Raw genomic sequence first — 16,872 nt, forward strand, 5'->3', positions numbered from 1 at the left:
GGCGTCCTCGGTGCTTCCACGTGCTCCTGGCACTCCCCTGTACCGAGTGCCAAGCCTACCGTCCCGCCGTAGCCTGGCCCGCATGCCCGACCTTCCGCGTGACATCCCCCACGACCACGGCTTCGTCGAGATCGGCGACCGCTGCTGGGTGGCCCGCTTCGAGTCCTTCGACGTCAACGTCGGGGTCGTCGCCGGCGACCGGGGGCTGCTGGTCGTCGACACCCGCGCCTCGGAGGTCGAGGGCCGGGTCGCGCTCGAGCTCGTGCGCCGGCTCGGCCTCGGCGACGTCGTCGCGGTCGTCAACACCCACCAGCACTTCGACCACACCTTCGGCAACGTGGTCTTCACCGAGGCGTACGACGGGCTGCCGGTGATCGCCCACGACGCGGCGGCCGCGGCGCTGGCGGCCACCGCCCCGGCGCTCCAGGAGTTCGCCCGCACCGACACCGAGACGCCGCAGGCGGCCGACATCGCGGCCGCCCGGGTGGTGCTGCCCACCGAGACGTTCTCCTCGGCCCGGGTCGTCGACCTCGGCGACCGGTTCGTGGAGCTGGTGCACCCCGGACGGGGGCACACCGCCGGCGACGTGATCGTCCGGGTCGGCGACGCGGACGTCGTGTTCGCCGGTGACCTGGTCGAGGAGTCCGCGCAGCGCTCGGCCGTCCCGGGCTACGGCGACGACTGCTACCCGATGGAGTGGCCGGCCAGTCTGGACCTGGTGATCGGCCTGCTCACCCCGGGGAGCGTGGTCGTGCCCGGGCACGGCCTGCCCGTCGACAAGGACTTCGTCGACGAGCAGCGCAGCGCGATCGGCGTGGTCGCCGAGACGATCCGGCACCTCGCCTCGCAGGGCGTCCCGGTCCGCGACGCGCTGGCCGCGACCGAGTGGCCCTACCCCGCGGAGCAGCTCGCGCTCGCCGTGCAGCGGGGCTACGAGCAGCTGCCGCGCGCGGCCAGGTCGCTGCCGCTCATCTGACCCAGCCGTGCCCGTGCGGCCCGGACCACTGCCGCGGGTGGCGGCTGCGCGCCCAGTGCCGGCCCGACCGGACGAGGAAGAACCAGGCGACCAGGAGCAGCAGGATCAGCGGCAGGTGCGTGAGCACCACCAGACCCACCACCACGAGCAGCAGCGGTCCCATCCAGGCGCCCGACCACCAGCCGGGGTGGCCGCGACCGGGCACCGGGCGCGCCGGCTGCGCGGCCCGGGCGGCCTGCGGGCGGGGCAGGTCGGCGAACAGCGGCATCAGCTCCGAGGCCGTCCGCGCCGACCACGCCCGCTCGGCGCGCTCGTCGTACTCCTCCTTGGTCAGCCGGCCGGCGGCGTAGTGCTCGCCGAGCGCGGTGACCGCGGCCTCCCGGTCGTCGTCACCGATCCGCAGCTCGGGGCCGTTCATGACGGGTCTCCTTCCGTCCCCTCGTCCCCCTCGGCGAGCAGGCCGTAGAGCTTGCGGCGCGTGTCGGCGAGGATCTCGGCGGCCTCGGCCTGCTGCTGCTTGGTGCCGGAGACGACCACCTGCCACACCGCGCCCATCACCTGCCCGATGACGGGCTTGAGGTCACCGGGACCCTCGACCTCGTCGGGGGCGTCGAACGCGTGCCAGGTGCGGGCCAGCTCGTCGGGATGCTCCTCGACGTAGCGGCGGCCGTCGTCGGTCAGCTGCAGCAGCCGGCGCCCCTCGCCCTCGCGGCCCTCGACGAGGCCCTCGTCCTCGAGCTGCTGGACGGTCGGGTAGACCGAGCCGGGGCTCGGCTTCCACGCGCCGCCGCTGCGCTCGGCGATCTGCTGGATGATCTGGTAGCCGTTCATCGGCTCCACGGCGAGCACGTCGAGGATCGCGGCGCGGACGTCACCGCGGCGCACCTTCGGTCCCCGCGGGCCGCGCGACCCGAACTCGCCAGGCCCGCCCGACTGCGCCAGGTTGATCAGGCCCTGCACCCACGGCGGCGGACCGCCGCTCCACGAGCCGCCGCGCGGCCCCCGGCGCGAGCCGCCCCACGGCTGGTCCCACGGACTGTTGTGTTCCATGTCGGTACTCCCTCCCGGTCAGTGAACATCACGACCGCTCTCGATAGGTCGACGATATATCGCGAACGGTCGGCGCTCAAGGGCTTTCCGGTCGTCCGGCGCGTCCGCCCGGCTCCGTCGGGACACCGCACTAGCGTTGCCGGATGCCTTCCCACGACCGCTACGGCTCCGACGTCCTGAACACCGACTGGCGCGCGCCGCGCCGGGGCCGCGCCGTGGAGATCTCCGCCGACAAGGGCCTGGTCGTCGAGGAGGTCACCACCGACTGGTGCGGCGAGATCGTCGCCGTCGAGCGGGACCTCGGCACGGTGACCCTCGAGGACCGGCGCGGCAAGCGACGTACCTTCCCGATCGGCACCGGCTTCCTGCTCGAGGGCGTCCCGGTGATCCTGGTCCCGCCGGCCCGCTCCGGCCCCGCGGTCAAGACGCGGACGGCGTCCGGGTCGGTCGCCGTGCCCGGCACCACGGCCCGCGTCGCGCGCGCCAGCCGGATCTTCGTCGAGGGCCGGCACGACGCGGAGCTGGTGGAGAAGGTCTGGGGCGACGACCTGCGGGTCGAGGGCGTCGTCGTGGAGTACCTCGAGGGTGTCGACGACCTCGCCGAGCACCTGCGCGACTTCCGGCCCGGCCCGGAGCGCAAGGTCGGCGTGCTGGTCGACCACCTCGTGGCCGGCTCCAAGGAGAGCCGGATCGCCGCGTCGGTGGCCAAGAGCCCGGTCGGCAAGCACGTGCTGATCGTCGGCCACCCCTTCATCGACATCTGGGCAGCGGTCAAGCCGGCCCGGCTCGGCATCAAGGCCTGGCCGACCGTGCCGCGCAACATCGAGTGGAAGCACGGCGTGTGCCAGCAGCTCGGCTGGCCGCACCGCGACCAGGCCGACATCGCCCGGGCCTGGAAGCACATCCTCGGCGGCGTGCGGTCCTTCGCCGACCTCGACCCGAGCCTGCTCGGCCGGGTCGAGGAGCTGATCGACTTCGTGACCAGCCCCGAAGGTCACTGAGAACCACCTCATCGGACCCTGTCGCCGACGGGGCCCGAGTGGTTGCGTCGGCACATGAGCACCGACCCGGGCCCGCCTCCCCCGCCGCCGTACGTCGCCGGTCCGCCGCCGATGCGCCCCGACGAGGAGAAGCTCTGGGCGATCGGCGCGCACCTCGGCCCGCTGGTCATCGGCGTCTTCGCGCCGCTGATCGTGTGGCTGGTGTTCCGGGACCGCAGCGCCTACCTCGACCGGCAGGGCAAGGAGGCGCTGAACATGCAGATCTCGTTCCTGATCTACTTCATCGTCGCCGGCTTCTCGGTGATCCTGCTGGTCGGCCTGGTGCTGCTGCCGGTGGTCGGCATCACCTGGCTGGTGCTGATGATCGTGGCCACGGTCAAGGTCGCGAACCTCGAGGACTACCGCTACCCGCTGATCTTCCGGCTGGTCACGTGAGCAGGTCGCGGACCACGGCGTCGGCGAGCAGCCGGCCCCGGGTGGTCAGCACCACGCGTCCCTGATCGAGCCCGTCCTGCTCGACGAGCCCGCGGGCGACCTGGTCGGGCAGCGCCGCGCGGCCGGCGTCGTCGAGGACGTCGACCGGCAGCCCCTGGCGCAGCCGGGTCTCGAGGAGCACCCGCTCGACCCGGCGCGTCTCGTCGTCGAGCTGCTCGCGGCCGTGCGCCGGGCTGACGCCCTCGCCGACCCGCAGGGCGTACGGCGTCGGGTGCTTGACGTTCCACCAGCGGACCCCGCCGACGTGCGCGTGCGCCCCGGGGCCGACGCCCCACCAGTCGCCGCCGGTCCAGTACAGGACGTTGTGCCGGCAGGCCGCCTGCGGCGTGCGCGCCCAGTTCGAGACCTCGTACCAGCCCAGGCCGGCGCGCTCGAACGCCGCGTCGGCGAGGAGGTACTTGTCGGCCAGGTCGTCGTCGTCGGTCATCGGCACGACGCCGCGCCGGACCTGCCGGGCCAGGGCGGTGCCCTCCTCGACGATCAGCGCGTAGGCCGAGACGTGGTCCGGCTCGCAGTCGAGGGCCGCCGTGATCGACGTACGCCAGTCGTCGAGGGACTCCCCAGGCGTGCCGTAGATCAGGTCCAGGCTGACCTGGTCGAAGCCCGCCTCACGGGCCCAGCGCACCACCTGGGGCACCCGTAGCGGGTCGTGGGTGCGGTCCAGGACGCGCAGCACGTCGGTCACCGCGGACTGCATCCCGAACGACACCCGGTTCACGCCGCCCTCGCGCAGCCGCGCCAGGTCGTCGGCGTCCACGCTGTCCGGGTTGGACTCGGTGGTCACCTCGGCGCCCGGCGCGAGGCCGAACTCCGAGTCGATCGCCGCGACGATGCGGGTCAGGTCCTGCGGCGGCAGCAGGGTGGGCGTGCCGCCGCCGAAGAACACCGTCTCGACGGGCACGTCGACGTCGCCGAGCACCCGCCGGGCGAACCGGATCTCGGCGATCGCCGCGTCGGCGTACGACGCACGCGAGGCGCCGGGCACGTCCCCGAGCTCGGTCGCGGTGTAGGTGTTGAAGTCGCAGTAGCCGCACCGCACCCGGCAGAACGGGACGTGCACGTAGAACCCGAACGGCCGCGTCCCGAGCGAGTGCAGCGCCGACGGAGGGAGCGAGCCGTCGGGGGGGCGCGGGGTCCCCGGACGGCAGGGCGGAGGGCATGCGGCAACCCTAAGCGGGTCGTCCGCTTGCGCGAGCGCCGGACGGCCCCCTCAACCGGACGACCGGGGGCTGTGGAGAGGCTCGCGCGCCCTCCCCTCCTCGCGAGCACGATGTCTCCCGTGGAGGACGAACCTTGGCGGCTGACGGCCGCGCGACAGCTCGGACTGGTCACCCGCGAGCAGCTGCAGCTCCTCGGGGTCGACCGGCACCGGGTCCGCAACCAGCTGCGGGCCGAGCGGTGGCGCGCGGTGAGCCCGACGGTGCTGTGCACGACGACCGGGACGCTGACACCCGGGCAGCGGCTCTGGGCGGGCGTGCTGCACGCCGGTCCCCCCGGCCGCCGTCGGAGGACTGACCTGCGCCGCGACCCACGGGTTGAGGAACTGGGACCGCGAGGAGGTCACGGTCGTCGTCCCCAAGTCCGACAGCCTCCCCGTGCTGCCCGGGGTGCACTTCGTCGAGACCCGCCGCGACATCGTCGCGATGACGTCCCCGCGCCCCGGTCCCCCGCACCTGCTCCTTGAGCCGGCGCTCCTCCTGTTCGCGGCCTACACGCGTTCCGAGCGGACCGCCGCAGGTGTGCTGGCCGCAGCCGTCCAGCAACGACTGACGACACCGGCCGCACTGGACGTCTGGCTGCCCCGGATGCGCCCGTTGCGGCGCTCGAAGATGTTCGCCGCGCTGCTGGTCGACCTCGTCGGTGGAGCGCAGTCCGTGGCCGAGGTCGACGTCGGCCGGCTGTGCCGCCGCGGCGGCCTGGTGCCGCCGACCCGCCAGGTCCTCCGCCCCGACCGGCAGGGCCGGCGCCGCTACACCGACTGCGAGTGGGCCCTGCCGGACGGCCGGACGGTGGTGCTCGAGGTCGACGGCGGGCTGCACATGGAGGCGGAGTCGTGGTGGCACGACATGGCGCGCGAGCGGGAGCTCGTGATCGCGGGCAAGGTCCTCGTCCGCTGCTCCACGACGGAGCTCCGGCACGACCCGACCCGCATCGTGCGCGACCTGCTCGCGCTCGGCGTACCTCGTGCTCGTCCGGTTGAGCGCGGCGCGGAGCGCACCCTCAACCGGACGACCCGGGGCTAGCGGTAGAGGCCGTTGATCTCGGACTTGTAGTTGTCCTCGACGACCTTGCGCTTCACCTTGAGCGACGGGGTGAGTTCGCCGGACTCCACGGTCAGGTCGTGGTCGAGCAGGATCCACTTCTTGATGGTCTCCCAGCGGTTCAGCCGGGCGTTCAGCGTCTCGACGTACCCCGCGACCATGTCCTTGACCTGCTGGGAGGCGACGAGCTCGGCGTAGGACTTGCCGGCCATCCCGTTCTCGGCGGCCCAGCCCTCCATCGCGTCGGGGTCCAGGGTGATCAGCGCGACCACGAAGTTGCGCTCCGCGCCGTGCACCAGGAACTGGCTGCCGTAGGGGCAGATCGCCTTGAACTGCGACTCGATCGCCGAGGGGGCGATGTACTTGCCGCCGGAGGTCTTGAACAGGTCCTTCTTGCGGTCGGTGATCCGCAGGAAGCCCTGCGCGTCGACGTCGCCGATGTCACCGGTGTGCAGCCAGCCGTCCTCGGTCAGCGCCTCGGCGGTCAGCTCGGGGAGGTTGTGGTAGCCCTCCATGACACCCGGGCCCTTGATCAGGATCTCGCCGTCCTCGGCGATCTTGAGCTCGCTGCCGGGGAAGATCAGGCCGACGCTGCCGAAGCGGTAGTCGTCGGGGTGGTTGACGACCGAGCCGGCCGAGGACTCGGTCATCCCGTAGCCCTCGAGGATCACGATGCCGGCGGCGTGGAACCACTCGGCGATCTCCTGGTTCAGCGCGGCGGCGCCGGAGATGAAGAACCGGACGCGTCCGCCGAAGCGGTCCCGGATCTTGCTGAACACCAGCTTGTCGAACAGCGCCCGCTGCTTGGCCAGCAGGAACGGGACCGGCTTGCCCTCCCGCTCGAGCCGGTCCACCTGGAGGCCGACCTTGAAGGCCTGGTTGAAGATCTTCTCCTTCAGGCCGCCCTCGGAGGCCTGCATGGTGACGATCCGACCGTGCGCCTTCTCGAAGATCCGAGGGGCGGCCCCCATGAAGGTGGGGCGTACGACGGCCAGGTTGTCGATGATCTTGTCCACGCGGCCGTCGACGGCGGTGGCGAAGCCGCACGCGAGCTGGGTGGAGAGCAGCACCTTGCCGAACGAGTGCGCCATCGGCAGCCACAGGAACTGCAGGTCGGTCTCGTCGAGGATGCCCTGGGCCTGGATCGCTGCACCCTCGTAGGTCCAGGACTTGTGCTGGAGCCGCACGCCCTTGGGCCGGCCGGTGGTGCCGGAGGTGTAGATCAGGGTGGCCAGGGAGTCCGGCCGCGTGGCGTCGATGCGCTCCTCGACGACGTGCGGGTTGCCGGCCAGCAGCTCGTCGCCGAGCTTCTCGAGGTCGGCCATCCCGATCACCCAGTCGCCGTCGGTGGCGCCGTCGAAGGTGATCACCTTGGCCAGGTGCGGCAGCTCGGACTTGCGCTCGAGCAGCTTGGCGATCTGGCTGTCGTCCTCGGCGAACACCACCCGGCACTCGGAGTCGGCGAGGATGTAGCCGACGTCGTCGGCCATCGTGGAGGGGTACACCGTCGTGGTCGCCCCACCCGCGGACATGATCGCGAGGTCCGCCAAGATCCACTCGAACCGTGTCCCGGCCGCGATGCCCACCCGCTGCTCGGGCTCGATGCCCAGCGCCACCAGACCGGCAGCGAGCTTGGTGACGTGGTCACCGGTCTCCTGCCAGGTCTGCGACTCCCAGCTGTCGCCCTTCGGGTAGCGGTAGGCCTCGCGGTTCGGCGTGGCGCGGACCCGGTCGAAGAACTGCCGGCCGACGTTGGGCGCGCGGTCGTCGATGGCGGTCATGTCGTAGGTGACGGCGGTGGTGGCGGACATCGCTCTCCTGGGATCGGGTGTGCAGCACAAGGTAGATCACACGGCTACCGAACGGTAGGTTAGCGGGCCGTTTCGCGCGACGGATCAGACCGTCTGCGGCGCCGTGCGCCTGCGTGCCACCGCGTAGACCGGCTCGGGCAGTCCGGGTACGTCGAGCAGCCCGGGCAGCAACGACGGGTCGGTCGTCAGCGCGCGGAACATCATCGACACCGTGAACCCGTGCTCGGGACGGTGCTCGACCACGATCTCGTCACCGGCCTGCAGGACACCCTCCTCGAGGACGCGCAGGTAGGGCCCCGGGCGACCTTCCGCGGTGAACCGCTTGGCCCACTCGGCGTTGTCGAGGAGGTGCCGGCCGAGCCAGTTCTTGAACACCGAGCACGGGATCCGCACCTCGACCGGCGAGAGCAGGGCGGTGCCGATCCGCCAGTGCTCGCCGAGGACGGCCTCGTTGACGTCGAGCCCGCCGGTGGTGAGGTTCTCCCCGAACATCGCCGGCCCCAGAGGCCCACCGATCCGCTGCGCCCAGAGGTCCAGGTCCTCCTGGGCGAAGGCGTAGACCGCCTGGAACACCCCACCGTGGTGCTTGGTGTCGGCGACCTGGTCACCTTCGAGCCCCAGCTCGTGGACACGGACCGGTCCGTCCACGCTGTGCTTGCGGAAGGACGTACGGCGCTTGCTGCCCGCCCAGGTCGCGGTCACGGGCCTGCCGACGTTGACGGAGAGGACACGGGGACTGCTCATCGCCCCAGTCTCGCGTGTCCTCGGCCCGCGCGCAGCGGGTTTCCGCCGGGCGGGTCGAGGACGCAGGACACCCGCCCCGGAAGCCGGGGCGGGTGTAGCGCTGCTGGTCTTCGCTCGCCGGACGCTCAGCCGACCAGGAGAGGCGGCAGGACCGGAGCGGTGTTGTTCCCACCGTTCCCGGCACCACCGTTCCCGGCACCACCGTTCCCGGCACCACCGTTCCCGGCACCACCGTTGCCTGCGCCACCGGAGGTCCCAGTGGTGCTAGTGGTCCCGGCGCCGCCGTTGCTTCCACCGTTCCCGGAGCCGCCGTTCCCGCCGTTGCCGGAGCCGCCACCGTTCCCGGTGGTCCCGGAGGTGCTGGAAGTCCCGCCGGTGCCGTGGGTCCCGGCACCGCCGTTGGTCCCACCGTTCCCGGAGCCACCGCTGTTCCCGGAGGTCCCGGAGCTGCCGGACGTGCTGGAGGTCCCGCTACTGCTGCCGCCGTTCCCCGAGCCGCCGTTGCTCCCACCGTTCCCGGAGCCGCCGCTGTTCCCGGAGGTCCCGGAGGTCCCGGACGTGCTGGAGGTCCCGCTACTGCTGCCGCCGTTCCCCGAGCCGCCGTTGCTCCCACCGTTCCCAGAGCCGCCGCTGTTCCCGGAGGTCCCGGAGCTGCCGGACGTGCTGGAGGTCCCGCTGCTGCTGCCGCCGTTCCCCGAGCCGCCGTTGGTCCCGCCGTTCCCAGAGCCGCCGCTGTTCCCGGAGGTCCCGGAGCTGCCGGACGTGCTGGAGGTCCCGCTACTGCTGCCGCCGTTCCCGGAGCCGCCGTTGCTCCCACCGTTCCCGGAGCCGCCGTTGCTCCCACCGTTCCCGGAGCCGCCGCTGTTCCCGGAGGTCCCGGAGGTCCCGGAGGTGCTGGAGGTCCCGCTGCTGCTGCCGCCGTTCCCGGAGCCACCGTTGCTCCCGCCGTTCCCGGACGTCCCAGTGCTGCCCGAGGTTCCGGAAGTCCCGGTGGGGCCGCTGTGGGTCCCGGTGTTCCCAGTGCTGCCGTCGTTGCCGTTGTTGTTGGTGCCGTGGTCCTGGTTGTTGCTGGTGCTGTGGTCCTGGTTGTTGCTGTGGTCCTGGTTGTTGTTGGTGCTGTGGTCCTGGTTGTTGTTGGTGCTGTGGTCCTGGTTGTTGCTGTGGTCGTGGCTGCCGTGGTCCTGGTTGTCGCTGTGGTCGTGGCTGCCGTGGTTGTTGTTGTTGCCGTGCTCGTGGTCACCGTGGTCGTTGTTGTTTCCGTGGTCCCCGTGGTGGTCACCGTGGTCGTGGTTGTCCCCGTGGTGGTCACCGTGGTGGTCACCGTGGTCGTGGTTGTCCCCGTGGTGGTCACCGTGGTCGTGGTTGTCCCCGTGGTGGTCACCGTGGTGGTCACCGTGGTGGTCACCGTGGTCGTGGTTGTCCCCGTGGTCCCCGTGGTCGCGCTCGTTGATCACCTTGACGTGCAGGCTCGGGTCGTTGTTGTCGTCGAACCGGACCCTCAGCTTGTTGCCGTCGGTGCTGGTGTCCTCGTCGTCACCCCACACCTTGAAGCGCACGTCGAACCCGTTGTCGTCCGTCTCCTCGAGCCAGAACTTGTTGTTGTCGAACTTGAGGTCGACGTTCTCGCAGTCCCCGTCCTTGAGGCTGAAGTGCTCCCTGTCCTTGTCGGTCCAGGCCTTGAAGTCGAAGCTGTCGTCCTTGTGACTCTTGCGTTTCTGCCACCGGTCATGGTTGTCCTTGACCTCCTTGCAGACCGTCACGTCGAGGACGTCGGACCTGTGGTGCCTGGCGCTCGCCACCGCGGCCGAGCTGAGACTCGTCGAGACCAGCGCGGCACTCATCAACGTGGCCCCCGCGAAGCGAAGCGTTCGGTGCTGCATGGGTTCCTCCCCTGTGTGATTGATCAACTGTGATGTCCACCCCCGCTCACTCAACTCCGGTATGCGTACCTGTGCCATGACGCGATGTGCGGGCACGCCCACCCCTCGGAGAGGCGGCGTGGACGCGGGTGCGCGACCCCCCGTTCGAACCTGACCCGGACTCAGGAAAACGCCAGGTGGGCCATAGGTTTCAAGGCATTGCACGACATAGTCGATGCATCCGGCGCCGCTCTCCGGGCCCTCATCCGCGCAGGTTCCCAATAAAGGTTGCCATCCCGGAAAGTGATCTTTATGGTTTCCGTCATGGAAAGTTTCTCTGATCCTCGCCAGGACCTCGCGGACGCGGAGCGGGCGGCGGCCGCGCCGTACGTCGACTACCCCACGACACCGGCGTGGTACCCGCCGGCCGTCGGCGTCTGGGCGGCCGCACTGGTGGCGGTACTCGGCTTCGACGGGCACGCCCTGCGGTCCGCGGGGCTGGCGGTGCTGATCGTGCTCGAGGTGCTGTTCATCGCGTGGTACCGCCGCAAGCGCGGGGTGATGCCGAACCTGCGAGGAGCGCCGCGCGAGATCGCCCGCGAGATGCGGTGGTACGTCGTGGGGGTCGTCGTGGTGGTGGCCGTCGTCGGCGCCGCCTTCGCGGTCAGCAGCCTGCTGGCCGCGGTGGTCGCCCTGGTGCTCGTCACCGCGGGGGTCGCGGCCTACGAGCGCCGTTACGAGGTCGCGGCGGCCCGCACCCGCGAACGGCTCTCATGAGCCTGGATCGCCTCGACCCGGTCATTCACGCCCCCAAGCGGCTCGCCACGATGGCCGTGCTGGCGCACGCGACGTCGAGCGACTTCTCCTTCCTGCGCGAGCACCTCGGCGTCAGCGACTCCGACCTGTCCAAGCAGATGGCGGCGCTGGAGAAGGCGGGGTACGTCGCGGTGACCAAGAGCAGCCGCGGTCGGGGCGGCGTGACGACCTACCGGATCACCCGGGCCGGGGCAGCGGCCTACCGGCGGCACGTGCAGGCGCTGCGCGACATCGTGGGCGCGCCGACCGACGTGCAGCCCTGACCCTCAGTCCTGCACGGCCTTGGCGATGGTGACGGCGGCGGTCAGGGCGGCCCGGTCGTCGGCGTCCAGGGCCCGCCGGGCGGTCACCGCGTCCTCGATCACCCAGAGCGCGTTGTGCATCTCCCGGACCACGACCCACGCACGCGCCCGCTGCTCGTCGAGCCCGGCCGCGTCGACCAGCGTGAAGAACCGCCGCCGCACGGCGTCGCGCACGTGGCCGGAGGCGACCACGTCGTCCCACCGGTTCCACAGCATCGGCGCCGGCTCGTAGTGCGGGTCGCCGGCCATCGGCTTCGGGTCGATCGCCAACCAGGGCTCGCGATCGGCAGCCAGCACGTTCTCGTAGTGCAGGTCGCCGTGGATCGTCCGGGCGTCGGTGGCGGGGTCGCCGACGAGGTCACGGCCGAGCGACACGGCCTGCTCGACGAGCCGGCGCGGGAGCGGGGCGTCGACCGGCAGGTCCGCCAGCCGCGTCGTCCACCGGTCGACGTACGACGAGAGCCGGCGCAGCTGCGGCAGGGCCGGGACGTGCAGCCGCTGGTACAGACCGCCGACGATCTCGCAGGCCTCGACGTCCCACAGCGGCGTCAGGTCCTCCTCGGCGTGCAGCCGCTCGAGCAGCAGCGCCCACCGCCGGGGGTCGGCGCGCAGCAGCTGGACCGCGCCGTCGCCGTGCCAGGCCCGGAGCCCGAGGTGCTCGTGCTCGGCCTCGTCGTGCGGGTAGGTCACCTTGAGCACGGCGGGCCGGCCGCAGGCGGTGCGCACCGGCACGACGAGCGCGCACTGGCCGTGCCAGGGCGGCCCGTCGTGCGTCAGCTGCCACTCCGAGACGAGCTCGTCCACCAGCCTCGGCAGTCCCGCGAGGTACGTCGCGAAGCGCTCGCCCCGGCCGGCGTACGCCGTGAAGGTCGGCGGGATCGCGAACGGCAGGGGCACCGGGCCATCCTGCCCGGTGGGCGACGACGCTCGTGGACGGGTGCTTCCCGGCGACCAGCGAGTGTGACAAGGTTCCCCCCAAGCTGCAGTTACGGGAAGTCGGTGTGAATCCGACGTGGTCCTCGCCACTGTGACCGGGGAGTCCCCTCCCACTTTTGCCACTGGTGTCCGTCTCGACGGGTGCTGGGAAGGCGGGAACGGGACGACGATCCGGAAGCCAGGAGACCGGCTGCAGCGTGATCTGTCCACGAGGTATGGAAGAAGGGGTCTCCCATGACCAACTCTGTTTCCGTCGCGCCCGCACCCGTCGTCGTCCCTGTCTGGGCCTGGGCCCTGGCCGCACTCGCGTTGCTCGCGATGTACGTCCTGCTCCAGGAGAACGGCGCGCTGCTCACCGCCGACCAGGCGATGTACGTCCACGAGATCACCCACGACGCGCGGCACGCCCTCGGCGTGCCCTGTCACTGAGCCCGATGCGGTTCCCACAGCTGCTGCGGGCCGGAGCGATCTCCGGCGCCGCGGCGGGAGTCGCCGCTGCCCTCGTGATGTGGCTGCACACCGAGCCCGTGATCCGTCGAGCCCTCGCCGTCGAGGACGCGCGGGCGCACGCCGGCGGCGCCCACCACCACGAGGAGGAGCTGGTCTCGCGCACCGCGCAGGTCTTCTTCGGCGCCTGCACGGCCGCCGTTGCGGGGTTGCTGTTCGGCCTGGTCTTCGCCGTGGTGTTCGCGAAGGCGCGGCACCGGTTGCCGGGGCTCACCGACCAGGGCCGCGCGCTGTGGCTGGGCGCGCTGGGCTTCGGCGTGTTCACGCTGCTGCCCGCGCTGGCGGTCCCGGCCAACCCGCCGGCGGTCGGAGACCCGGCCACGGTCACCCAACGGACGTTGACCTACGTGCTGACCGTGCTGGTCGGGCTGCTCGTCATCGGGCTCGTCTCGGGCCTCGACCACCTGCTCGGCTCGCGCGGGACGACTCCGCCGGTCCGGCTGGTCACGGACCTGGTCGGCGCCGCCGTGCTGGTGGTGGTGGCGCTGTGGCTGCTGCCCGCGAGCCCGGACCGCATCCCCGCGGACGTGCCGGCGGACCTGATCTGGGACTTCCGGGTCGCGTCGCTGGCCCAGCTGGGCACGATGTGGCTCGTGCTGGCCGCCCTGTTCGGCCTGCTGGTCAGCCGCCGCGCGGGCGTCGTCGCCCGCGAGGCGGAGCCCGTCCTCACACCGTGACCCGGCCACGCGTGCGGGTGTGCCGGGACTGCTGCTGCGGTACGTCGCGCAAGCACCCGGGCGTCGACCACGACGCGCTGCTCGACCTGCTCGTGACCTCGACGACGGGGGTGGCCACGGTGGACGTCTCGCCCTGCCTGCTGGCGTGCGAGAAGTCCAACGTGGTGGTCGTCCAGCCCGGGCCGACCGGGCGGCGGGCGGGCGGTCGGCCGGTGTGGCTGCGTGAGGTCCTCGACCGCACCTCGGTCGAGGCGATCGCGACCTGGCTGGAGGCGGGCGGGCCGGGCCTGTGCGACGGACCGGCGTCGTTGCGGCCGCTGGTGACCACGCCGGGCGTGCTCGGCGAGGCCGTGCTGTGACCGGGTCGCTGCTGGTCTGCGGCACGACCTCGGACGCCGGCAAGAGCGTGGTGACCACCGGGTTGTGCCGGGCGTTCGCGCGCCGCGGCCTGCGGGTCGCGCCCTACAAGGCGCAGAACATGTCGAACAACTCGATGGTGACTGCCGACGGCGCCGAGATCGGGCGCGCCCAGTGGGTGCAGTCGGTGGCGGCGCGGGCCGAGCCCGAGGCGGCCATGAACCCGGTGCTGCTGAAGCCGGGCAGCGACCGGCGCAGCCACGTGGTCGTGATGGGCCGGCCGTTCGGGCACCTCGAGGCGAACGAGTTCGCGGGCGGCCGGACGGCCCTGGCGGAGGCTGCCTTCGCGGCCTACGACGACCTGAGCGGACGCTACGACGTGGTCGTGTGCGAGGGCGCCGGCAGCCCCGCGGAGATCAACCTGCGCCGGCACGACTACGTCAACATGGGGCTCGCCCGGCACGCCCGGATCCCCACGGTCCTGGTCGGGGACATCGACCGCGGCGGCGTCTTCGCCGCGATGCACGGGACGCTCGCGCTGCTCGACGCCGCGGACCAGGCGCTGATGGCGGGCTTCGTGGTGAACAAGTTCCGGGGCGACGTGTCGCTGCTGCGCCCCGGTCTGGACACCCTCGAGCGGTTGACCGGGCGGCCGGTGCACGGGGTGCTGCCCTGGCTGCCGGACCTCTGGCTGGACTCGGAGGACGCGCTGGCGCTGCGGGACCGGGCCGCCTCGGCGCCGGACACCGGCGGCGTGACCGACCGGCTGCGGGTGGCGGTGGTGGTGCTCCCCCGCATCTCCAACTTCACCGACGTCGACGCGCTGTGCCTGGAGCCCGGTCTCGACGTGGTGTTCGCCGACGGCCCGCGGGCCCTCGCGTCCGCCGACGTGGTGGTGCTCCCCGGCACCCGTTCCACCCTCGAGGACCTCGCCTGGCTGCGGACCCGGGGGCTCGCCGACGCGCTGGTCACGCACGCCGCGCGCGGCGGCGCCGTGCTCGGCATCTGCGGCGGCTTCCAGATGCTGGGCCGGGAGATCTCCGACCCCCACGGCGTCGAGGGCACGCCGGGTGCGCGGGCCGACGGGGTCGGGCTGCTCGACGTGCGCACCGTGTTCACGCCCGAGAAGGTGCTGCGGCTGCCGACCGGGTCGGCGCTGGGGGTGCCGGCATCCGGGTACGAGATCCATCACGGCCGGGTGGTCGTCGAGGCGGGCGAGGCGTTCCTCGGCGGCGCCCGCTCCGGCCCGGTGTTCGGCACCATGTGGCACGGCAGCCTGGAGGGCGACGCGCTGCGCCGGGCCTGGCTCGCCGAGGTCGCCGACGGCCTCGCCGTGCCGTTCGCCGCCGGCGAGCAGAGCTTCGCCGCCGTCCGCGAGGCCCGCATCGACGCGCTCGCCGACGCGATGGAGGAGCACCTCGACCTCGACGCGCTGCTCGACCTCGTCGCCTCGGGGGCGCCCGTCGGCCGGCCGGTCGTGCGCGGCGGTCTCGCGTGAGGCTCCTGCTGCTCGGGGGCACCGGGGAGGCCCGGTCGCTCGCCGAGGCGCTGGTCGCCGACGGCGTCGACGTCGTGTCGTCGCTGGCGGGGCGGGTGCGGCGGCCCCGGCTGCCGGTGGGGCGGCTGCGCGTCGGCGGCTTCGGCGGCGTCGACGGGCTGCGCGAGGAGGTGCTGCACTACGACGCGGTCGTGGACGCGACGCACCCGTTCGCGGCGACGATCTCCGCCAGCGCCGCGACCGCGTGCCGCGCGACCGGTGTCCCCCTGCTGCGGCTGGCCCGCCCCGGCTGGTCCGGGCACCCGGACGCCGGGGCGTGGCACTGGGTGGGCTCGCACGAGGAGGCGGCCGGCACGGCGGCGTCCCTGGGCTCCGCGGTCTTCCTCACCACCGGGCGGCAGACCCTCCCGCGGTTCGAGGCCGCGCTGGCCGGGCACCGGGTGCTGGTGCGCGTCGTGGACCCGGTCGACCAGCCCGTGCCGGCGGCCTGGACGGTGCTGCTGGCCCGTGGCCCCTACACGCGTGCGGACGAGGGCCGGCTGATGCGCGAGCACGGGATCGACGTGCTGGTGAGCAAGGACTCCGGCGGCGAGCAGACCCGCGCCAAGCTCGACGTCGCCGCCGGGCTCGGCGTCGCCGTCGTCGTCGTACGTCGACCCACGGCGCCGGAGGGCGTCCCGGAGGTCAGCGACGTCCCCGGCGCCGTGCGATGGCTCCGAGCACGGCGAGGCTGAGCGCCGCCGCGCCGACCCGGTCGGCCAGCACCACCGCCCTGCCGATGTCACCGGGCGCCGGTGGCCGACCGTCGCCGAGGAACCCCCGGTCCTGGACCTCCTCGCCGTAGCGGTTCCGCCCGCCGAGCCGCAGGCCGAGCGCTCCCGCGAACGCCGCCTCCACGGGACCGGCGTTCGGGCTCGGGTGCCGGCCGGCGTCCCGTCTCCAGGCACGCAGCGCCGGGCCCGGGGCCCCGGTCGCCGCGAGCAGCGCGGTGACTCGCGCGGGCACCAGGTTCGCCGCGTCGTCCAGGCGGGCCGAGGCCCAGCCGAAGCGCAGGTAGCGCGGGCTGCGGTGCCCGACCATCGCGTCGAGCGTGTTCACCGCCCGGTAGCCCAGCAGCCCGGCCGGCCCGGCGACCGCGCCCCACAGCAGCGGCGCGACCACGGCGTCGCTGGTGTTCTCGGCGACCGACTCGACGGTGGCCCGCGCGACCTCGTCCGGACCGAGCCGGGACGGGTCCCGTCCCACCAGGTGCGTCACCCGCTCGCGGGCGGCCGGCAGGTCCCCGGCCTCCAGGTGGGCGGCGACCGCGGCGGCCTCCCGGGCCAGGGACCGGCCGCCGAGCACCGTCCAGGTGCAGAGGGCGGTCACCAGCGTGCCCTCGCGCAGGGTGCGTGCGAGCAGGACCGTCCCGCCCACCACCACCAGGCTGTGCAGGCCGCCGGCGGCCCGGTGGTCCGCGTAGGTCCGGGACTCCACCGCCAGCGCGAAGCGGCCGAAGCCGGCCACCGGGTGGAAACGCCGCGGGTCGCCCAGCAGCCGGTCCGCGGCGCAGCCGAGCACCAGCCCCGCGACCCGTCCCACC

Annotated in this window: 19 protein-coding genes and 1 riboswitch; of the genes, 11 read left to right on the top strand and 8 right to left on the bottom strand. The window is 72.8% G+C overall.

Features of this window, described 5'->3' with window-relative positions; all coding sequences use genetic code 11:
- Positions 1-82 precede the first annotated feature (82 nt).
- Complete coding sequence (locus tag KRR39_RS13140) at positions 83-976, top strand: MBL fold metallo-hydrolase (RefSeq protein WP_216937494.1); 894 nt, start codon at positions 83-85, stop codon at positions 974-976.
- Here the strand turns inward: KRR39_RS13140 and KRR39_RS13145 are convergent.
- Positions 969-1,394 carry a DUF1707 SHOCT-like domain-containing protein gene (locus tag KRR39_RS13145; protein WP_216937496.1) on the bottom strand — a complete coding sequence of 142 codons (426 nt, stop codon included), beginning with the start codon at positions 1,392-1,394 and terminating at the stop codon, positions 969-971. The genes KRR39_RS13140 and KRR39_RS13145 overlap by 8 nt on opposite strands.
- The gene (locus KRR39_RS13150; protein ID WP_216937498.1) at positions 1,391-2,026 is read right to left on the bottom strand and encodes a PadR family transcriptional regulator; all 636 of its coding nucleotides are present in this window, start codon (positions 2,024-2,026) and stop codon (positions 1,391-1,393) included. The genes KRR39_RS13145 and KRR39_RS13150 overlap by 4 nt, the downstream gene beginning before the upstream one ends.
- Before the next feature lie 143 nt (positions 2,027-2,169).
- Between KRR39_RS13150 and KRR39_RS13155 the strand changes: the two genes are divergently transcribed.
- Both KRR39_RS13155 and KRR39_RS13160 read left to right on the top strand, forming a co-directional pair.
- The gene (locus KRR39_RS13155) at positions 2,170-3,027 is read left to right on the top strand and encodes a DUF3097 domain-containing protein (protein ID WP_216937499.1); all 858 of its coding nucleotides are present in this window, start codon (positions 2,170-2,172) and stop codon (positions 3,025-3,027) included.
- Between the two features lie 54 nt (positions 3,028-3,081).
- The gene (locus KRR39_RS13160) at positions 3,082-3,462 is read left to right on the top strand and encodes a DUF4870 domain-containing protein (protein WP_216937501.1); all 381 of its coding nucleotides are present in this window, start codon (positions 3,082-3,084) and stop codon (positions 3,460-3,462) included.
- Here KRR39_RS13160 and hemW read toward each other — a convergent pair.
- The gene (gene hemW, locus KRR39_RS13165; protein WP_367303666.1) at positions 3,455-4,582 is read right to left on the bottom strand and encodes a radical SAM family heme chaperone HemW; all 1,128 of its coding nucleotides are present in this window, start codon (positions 4,580-4,582) and stop codon (positions 3,455-3,457) included. The genes KRR39_RS13160 and hemW overlap by 8 nt on opposite strands.
- Before the next feature lie 475 nt (positions 4,583-5,057).
- On the opposite strand from hemW, the gene KRR39_RS13170 reads away from it, so the two are divergent.
- On the top strand, positions 5,058-5,765 hold the full coding sequence (locus KRR39_RS13170; protein WP_216937503.1) for an endonuclease domain-containing protein: 708 nt from the start codon (positions 5,058-5,060) through the stop codon (positions 5,763-5,765).
- On the opposite strand, the gene KRR39_RS13175 is transcribed toward KRR39_RS13170, so the two are convergent.
- The 3 genes from KRR39_RS13175 to KRR39_RS13185 form a co-directional block, all read right to left on the bottom strand.
- Positions 5,762-7,594, bottom strand: a complete 1,833-nt coding sequence (locus KRR39_RS13175) for an AMP-dependent synthetase/ligase (RefSeq protein WP_216937505.1) — start codon at positions 7,592-7,594, stop codon at positions 5,762-5,764. The genes KRR39_RS13170 and KRR39_RS13175 overlap by 4 nt on opposite strands.
- An 84-nt stretch (positions 7,595-7,678) precedes the next feature.
- A complete protein-coding gene (locus KRR39_RS13180) occupies positions 7,679-8,338 on the bottom strand; it encodes an MOSC domain-containing protein (RefSeq protein WP_216937507.1) in 660 nt (219 codons plus the stop codon).
- A gap of 125 nt (positions 8,339-8,463) precedes the next feature.
- Positions 8,464-10,218: a hypothetical protein gene (locus KRR39_RS13185; protein ID WP_216937509.1), complete on the bottom strand. Its 1,755-nt coding sequence runs from the start codon at positions 10,216-10,218 to the stop codon at positions 8,464-8,466.
- A 303-nt stretch (positions 10,219-10,521) separates the two neighbouring features.
- Here KRR39_RS13185 and KRR39_RS13190 point away from each other — a divergent pair, with 303 nt between their 5' ends.
- Both KRR39_RS13190 and KRR39_RS13195 read left to right on the top strand, forming a co-directional pair.
- Positions 10,522-10,974, top strand: a complete 453-nt coding sequence (locus tag KRR39_RS13190) for a hypothetical protein (RefSeq protein WP_216937511.1) — start codon at positions 10,522-10,524, stop codon at positions 10,972-10,974.
- Complete coding sequence (locus KRR39_RS13195) at positions 10,971-11,276, top strand: winged helix-turn-helix domain-containing protein (RefSeq protein WP_216937513.1); 306 nt, start codon at positions 10,971-10,973, stop codon at positions 11,274-11,276. Before KRR39_RS13190 ends, KRR39_RS13195 begins: the two co-directional genes overlap by 4 nt.
- A 3-nt stretch (positions 11,277-11,279) precedes the next feature.
- Here the strand turns inward: KRR39_RS13195 and KRR39_RS13200 are convergent, their stop codons facing one another.
- Positions 11,280-12,212: an aminoglycoside phosphotransferase family protein gene (locus tag KRR39_RS13200; protein ID WP_254185120.1), complete on the bottom strand. Its 933-nt coding sequence runs from the start codon at positions 12,210-12,212 to the stop codon at positions 11,280-11,282.
- 69 nt (positions 12,213-12,281) lie between these two features.
- Positions 12,282-12,460: riboswitch (cobalamin riboswitch) on the top strand.
- Between the two features lie 25 nt (positions 12,461-12,485).
- Here KRR39_RS13200 and KRR39_RS13205 point away from each other — a divergent pair.
- The 5 genes from KRR39_RS13205 to KRR39_RS13225 are packed head-to-tail and all read left to right on the top strand — an operon-like array spanning position 12,486 to position 16,024.
- Entirely contained in the window at positions 12,486-12,680 is a 195-nt protein-coding gene (locus KRR39_RS13205) for a CbtB domain-containing protein (protein WP_216937515.1), read from the top strand.
- Between the two features lie 5 nt (positions 12,681-12,685).
- Positions 12,686-13,435, top strand: coding sequence for a CbtA family protein (locus tag KRR39_RS13210; RefSeq protein ID WP_216937517.1), 750 nt, complete (start codon positions 12,686-12,688; stop codon positions 13,433-13,435).
- Positions 13,432-13,794 carry a hypothetical protein gene (locus KRR39_RS13215; RefSeq protein WP_216937519.1) on the top strand — a complete coding sequence of 121 codons (363 nt, stop codon included), beginning with the start codon at positions 13,432-13,434 and terminating at the stop codon, positions 13,792-13,794. Before KRR39_RS13210 ends, KRR39_RS13215 begins: the two co-directional genes overlap by 4 nt.
- Complete coding sequence (locus KRR39_RS13220) at positions 13,791-15,290, top strand: cobyric acid synthase (RefSeq protein ID WP_216937521.1); 1,500 nt, start codon at positions 13,791-13,793, stop codon at positions 15,288-15,290. The genes KRR39_RS13215 and KRR39_RS13220 overlap by 4 nt, the downstream gene beginning before the upstream one ends.
- Positions 15,287-16,024, top strand: a complete 738-nt coding sequence (locus KRR39_RS13225) for a cobalt-precorrin-6A reductase (RefSeq protein ID WP_216937524.1) — start codon at positions 15,287-15,289, stop codon at positions 16,022-16,024. Before KRR39_RS13220 ends, KRR39_RS13225 begins: the two co-directional genes overlap by 4 nt.
- On the opposite strand, the gene KRR39_RS13230 is transcribed toward KRR39_RS13225, so the two are convergent.
- Positions 15,975-16,871 carry a cobalamin biosynthesis protein gene (locus tag KRR39_RS13230; protein WP_216937526.1) on the bottom strand — a complete coding sequence of 299 codons (897 nt, stop codon included), beginning with the start codon at positions 16,869-16,871 and terminating at the stop codon, positions 15,975-15,977. The two genes, KRR39_RS13225 and KRR39_RS13230, sit on opposite strands and share 50 nt — an antisense overlap.
- Position 16,872 lies beyond the last annotated feature (1 nt).

Origin of the sequence: Nocardioides panacis (assembly GCF_019039255.1) — a bacterium.
Lineage (GTDB): Bacteria > Actinomycetota > Actinomycetes > Propionibacteriales > Nocardioidaceae > Nocardioides_B > Nocardioides_B panacis.

Excerpts from the sequence above, each read along its gene's own strand:
- KRR39_RS13180 (WP_216937507.1), bottom strand. The coding sequence starts at position 8,338 with ATGAGCAGTCCCCGTGTCCTCTCCGTCAACGTCGGCAGGCCCGTGACC.
- KRR39_RS13185 (WP_216937509.1), bottom strand. The coding sequence starts at position 10,218 with ATGCAGCACCGAACGCTTCGCTTCGCGGGGGCCACGTTGATGAGTGCC.
- KRR39_RS13190 (WP_216937511.1), top strand. The coding sequence starts at position 10,522 with ATGGAAAGTTTCTCTGATCCTCGCCAGGACCTCGCGGACGCGGAGCGG.
- KRR39_RS13140 (WP_216937494.1), top strand. The coding sequence starts at position 83 with ATGCCCGACCTTCCGCGTGACATCCCCCACGACCACGGCTTCGTCGAG.
- KRR39_RS13195 (WP_216937513.1), top strand. The coding sequence starts at position 10,971 with ATGAGCCTGGATCGCCTCGACCCGGTCATTCACGCCCCCAAGCGGCTC.
- KRR39_RS13160 (WP_216937501.1), top strand. The coding sequence starts at position 3,082 with ATGAGCACCGACCCGGGCCCGCCTCCCCCGCCGCCGTACGTCGCCGGT.
- KRR39_RS13210 (WP_216937517.1), top strand. The coding sequence starts at position 12,686 with ATGCGGTTCCCACAGCTGCTGCGGGCCGGAGCGATCTCCGGCGCCGCG.
- KRR39_RS13205 (WP_216937515.1), top strand. The coding sequence starts at position 12,486 with ATGACCAACTCTGTTTCCGTCGCGCCCGCACCCGTCGTCGTCCCTGTC.
- KRR39_RS13145 (WP_216937496.1), bottom strand. The coding sequence starts at position 1,394 with ATGAACGGCCCCGAGCTGCGGATCGGTGACGACGACCGGGAGGCCGCG.
- KRR39_RS13155 (WP_216937499.1), top strand. The coding sequence starts at position 2,170 with ATGCCTTCCCACGACCGCTACGGCTCCGACGTCCTGAACACCGACTGG.
- KRR39_RS13150 (WP_216937498.1), bottom strand. The coding sequence starts at position 2,026 with ATGGAACACAACAGTCCGTGGGACCAGCCGTGGGGCGGCTCGCGCCGG.
- KRR39_RS13175 (WP_216937505.1), bottom strand. The coding sequence starts at position 7,594 with ATGTCCGCCACCACCGCCGTCACCTACGACATGACCGCCATCGACGAC.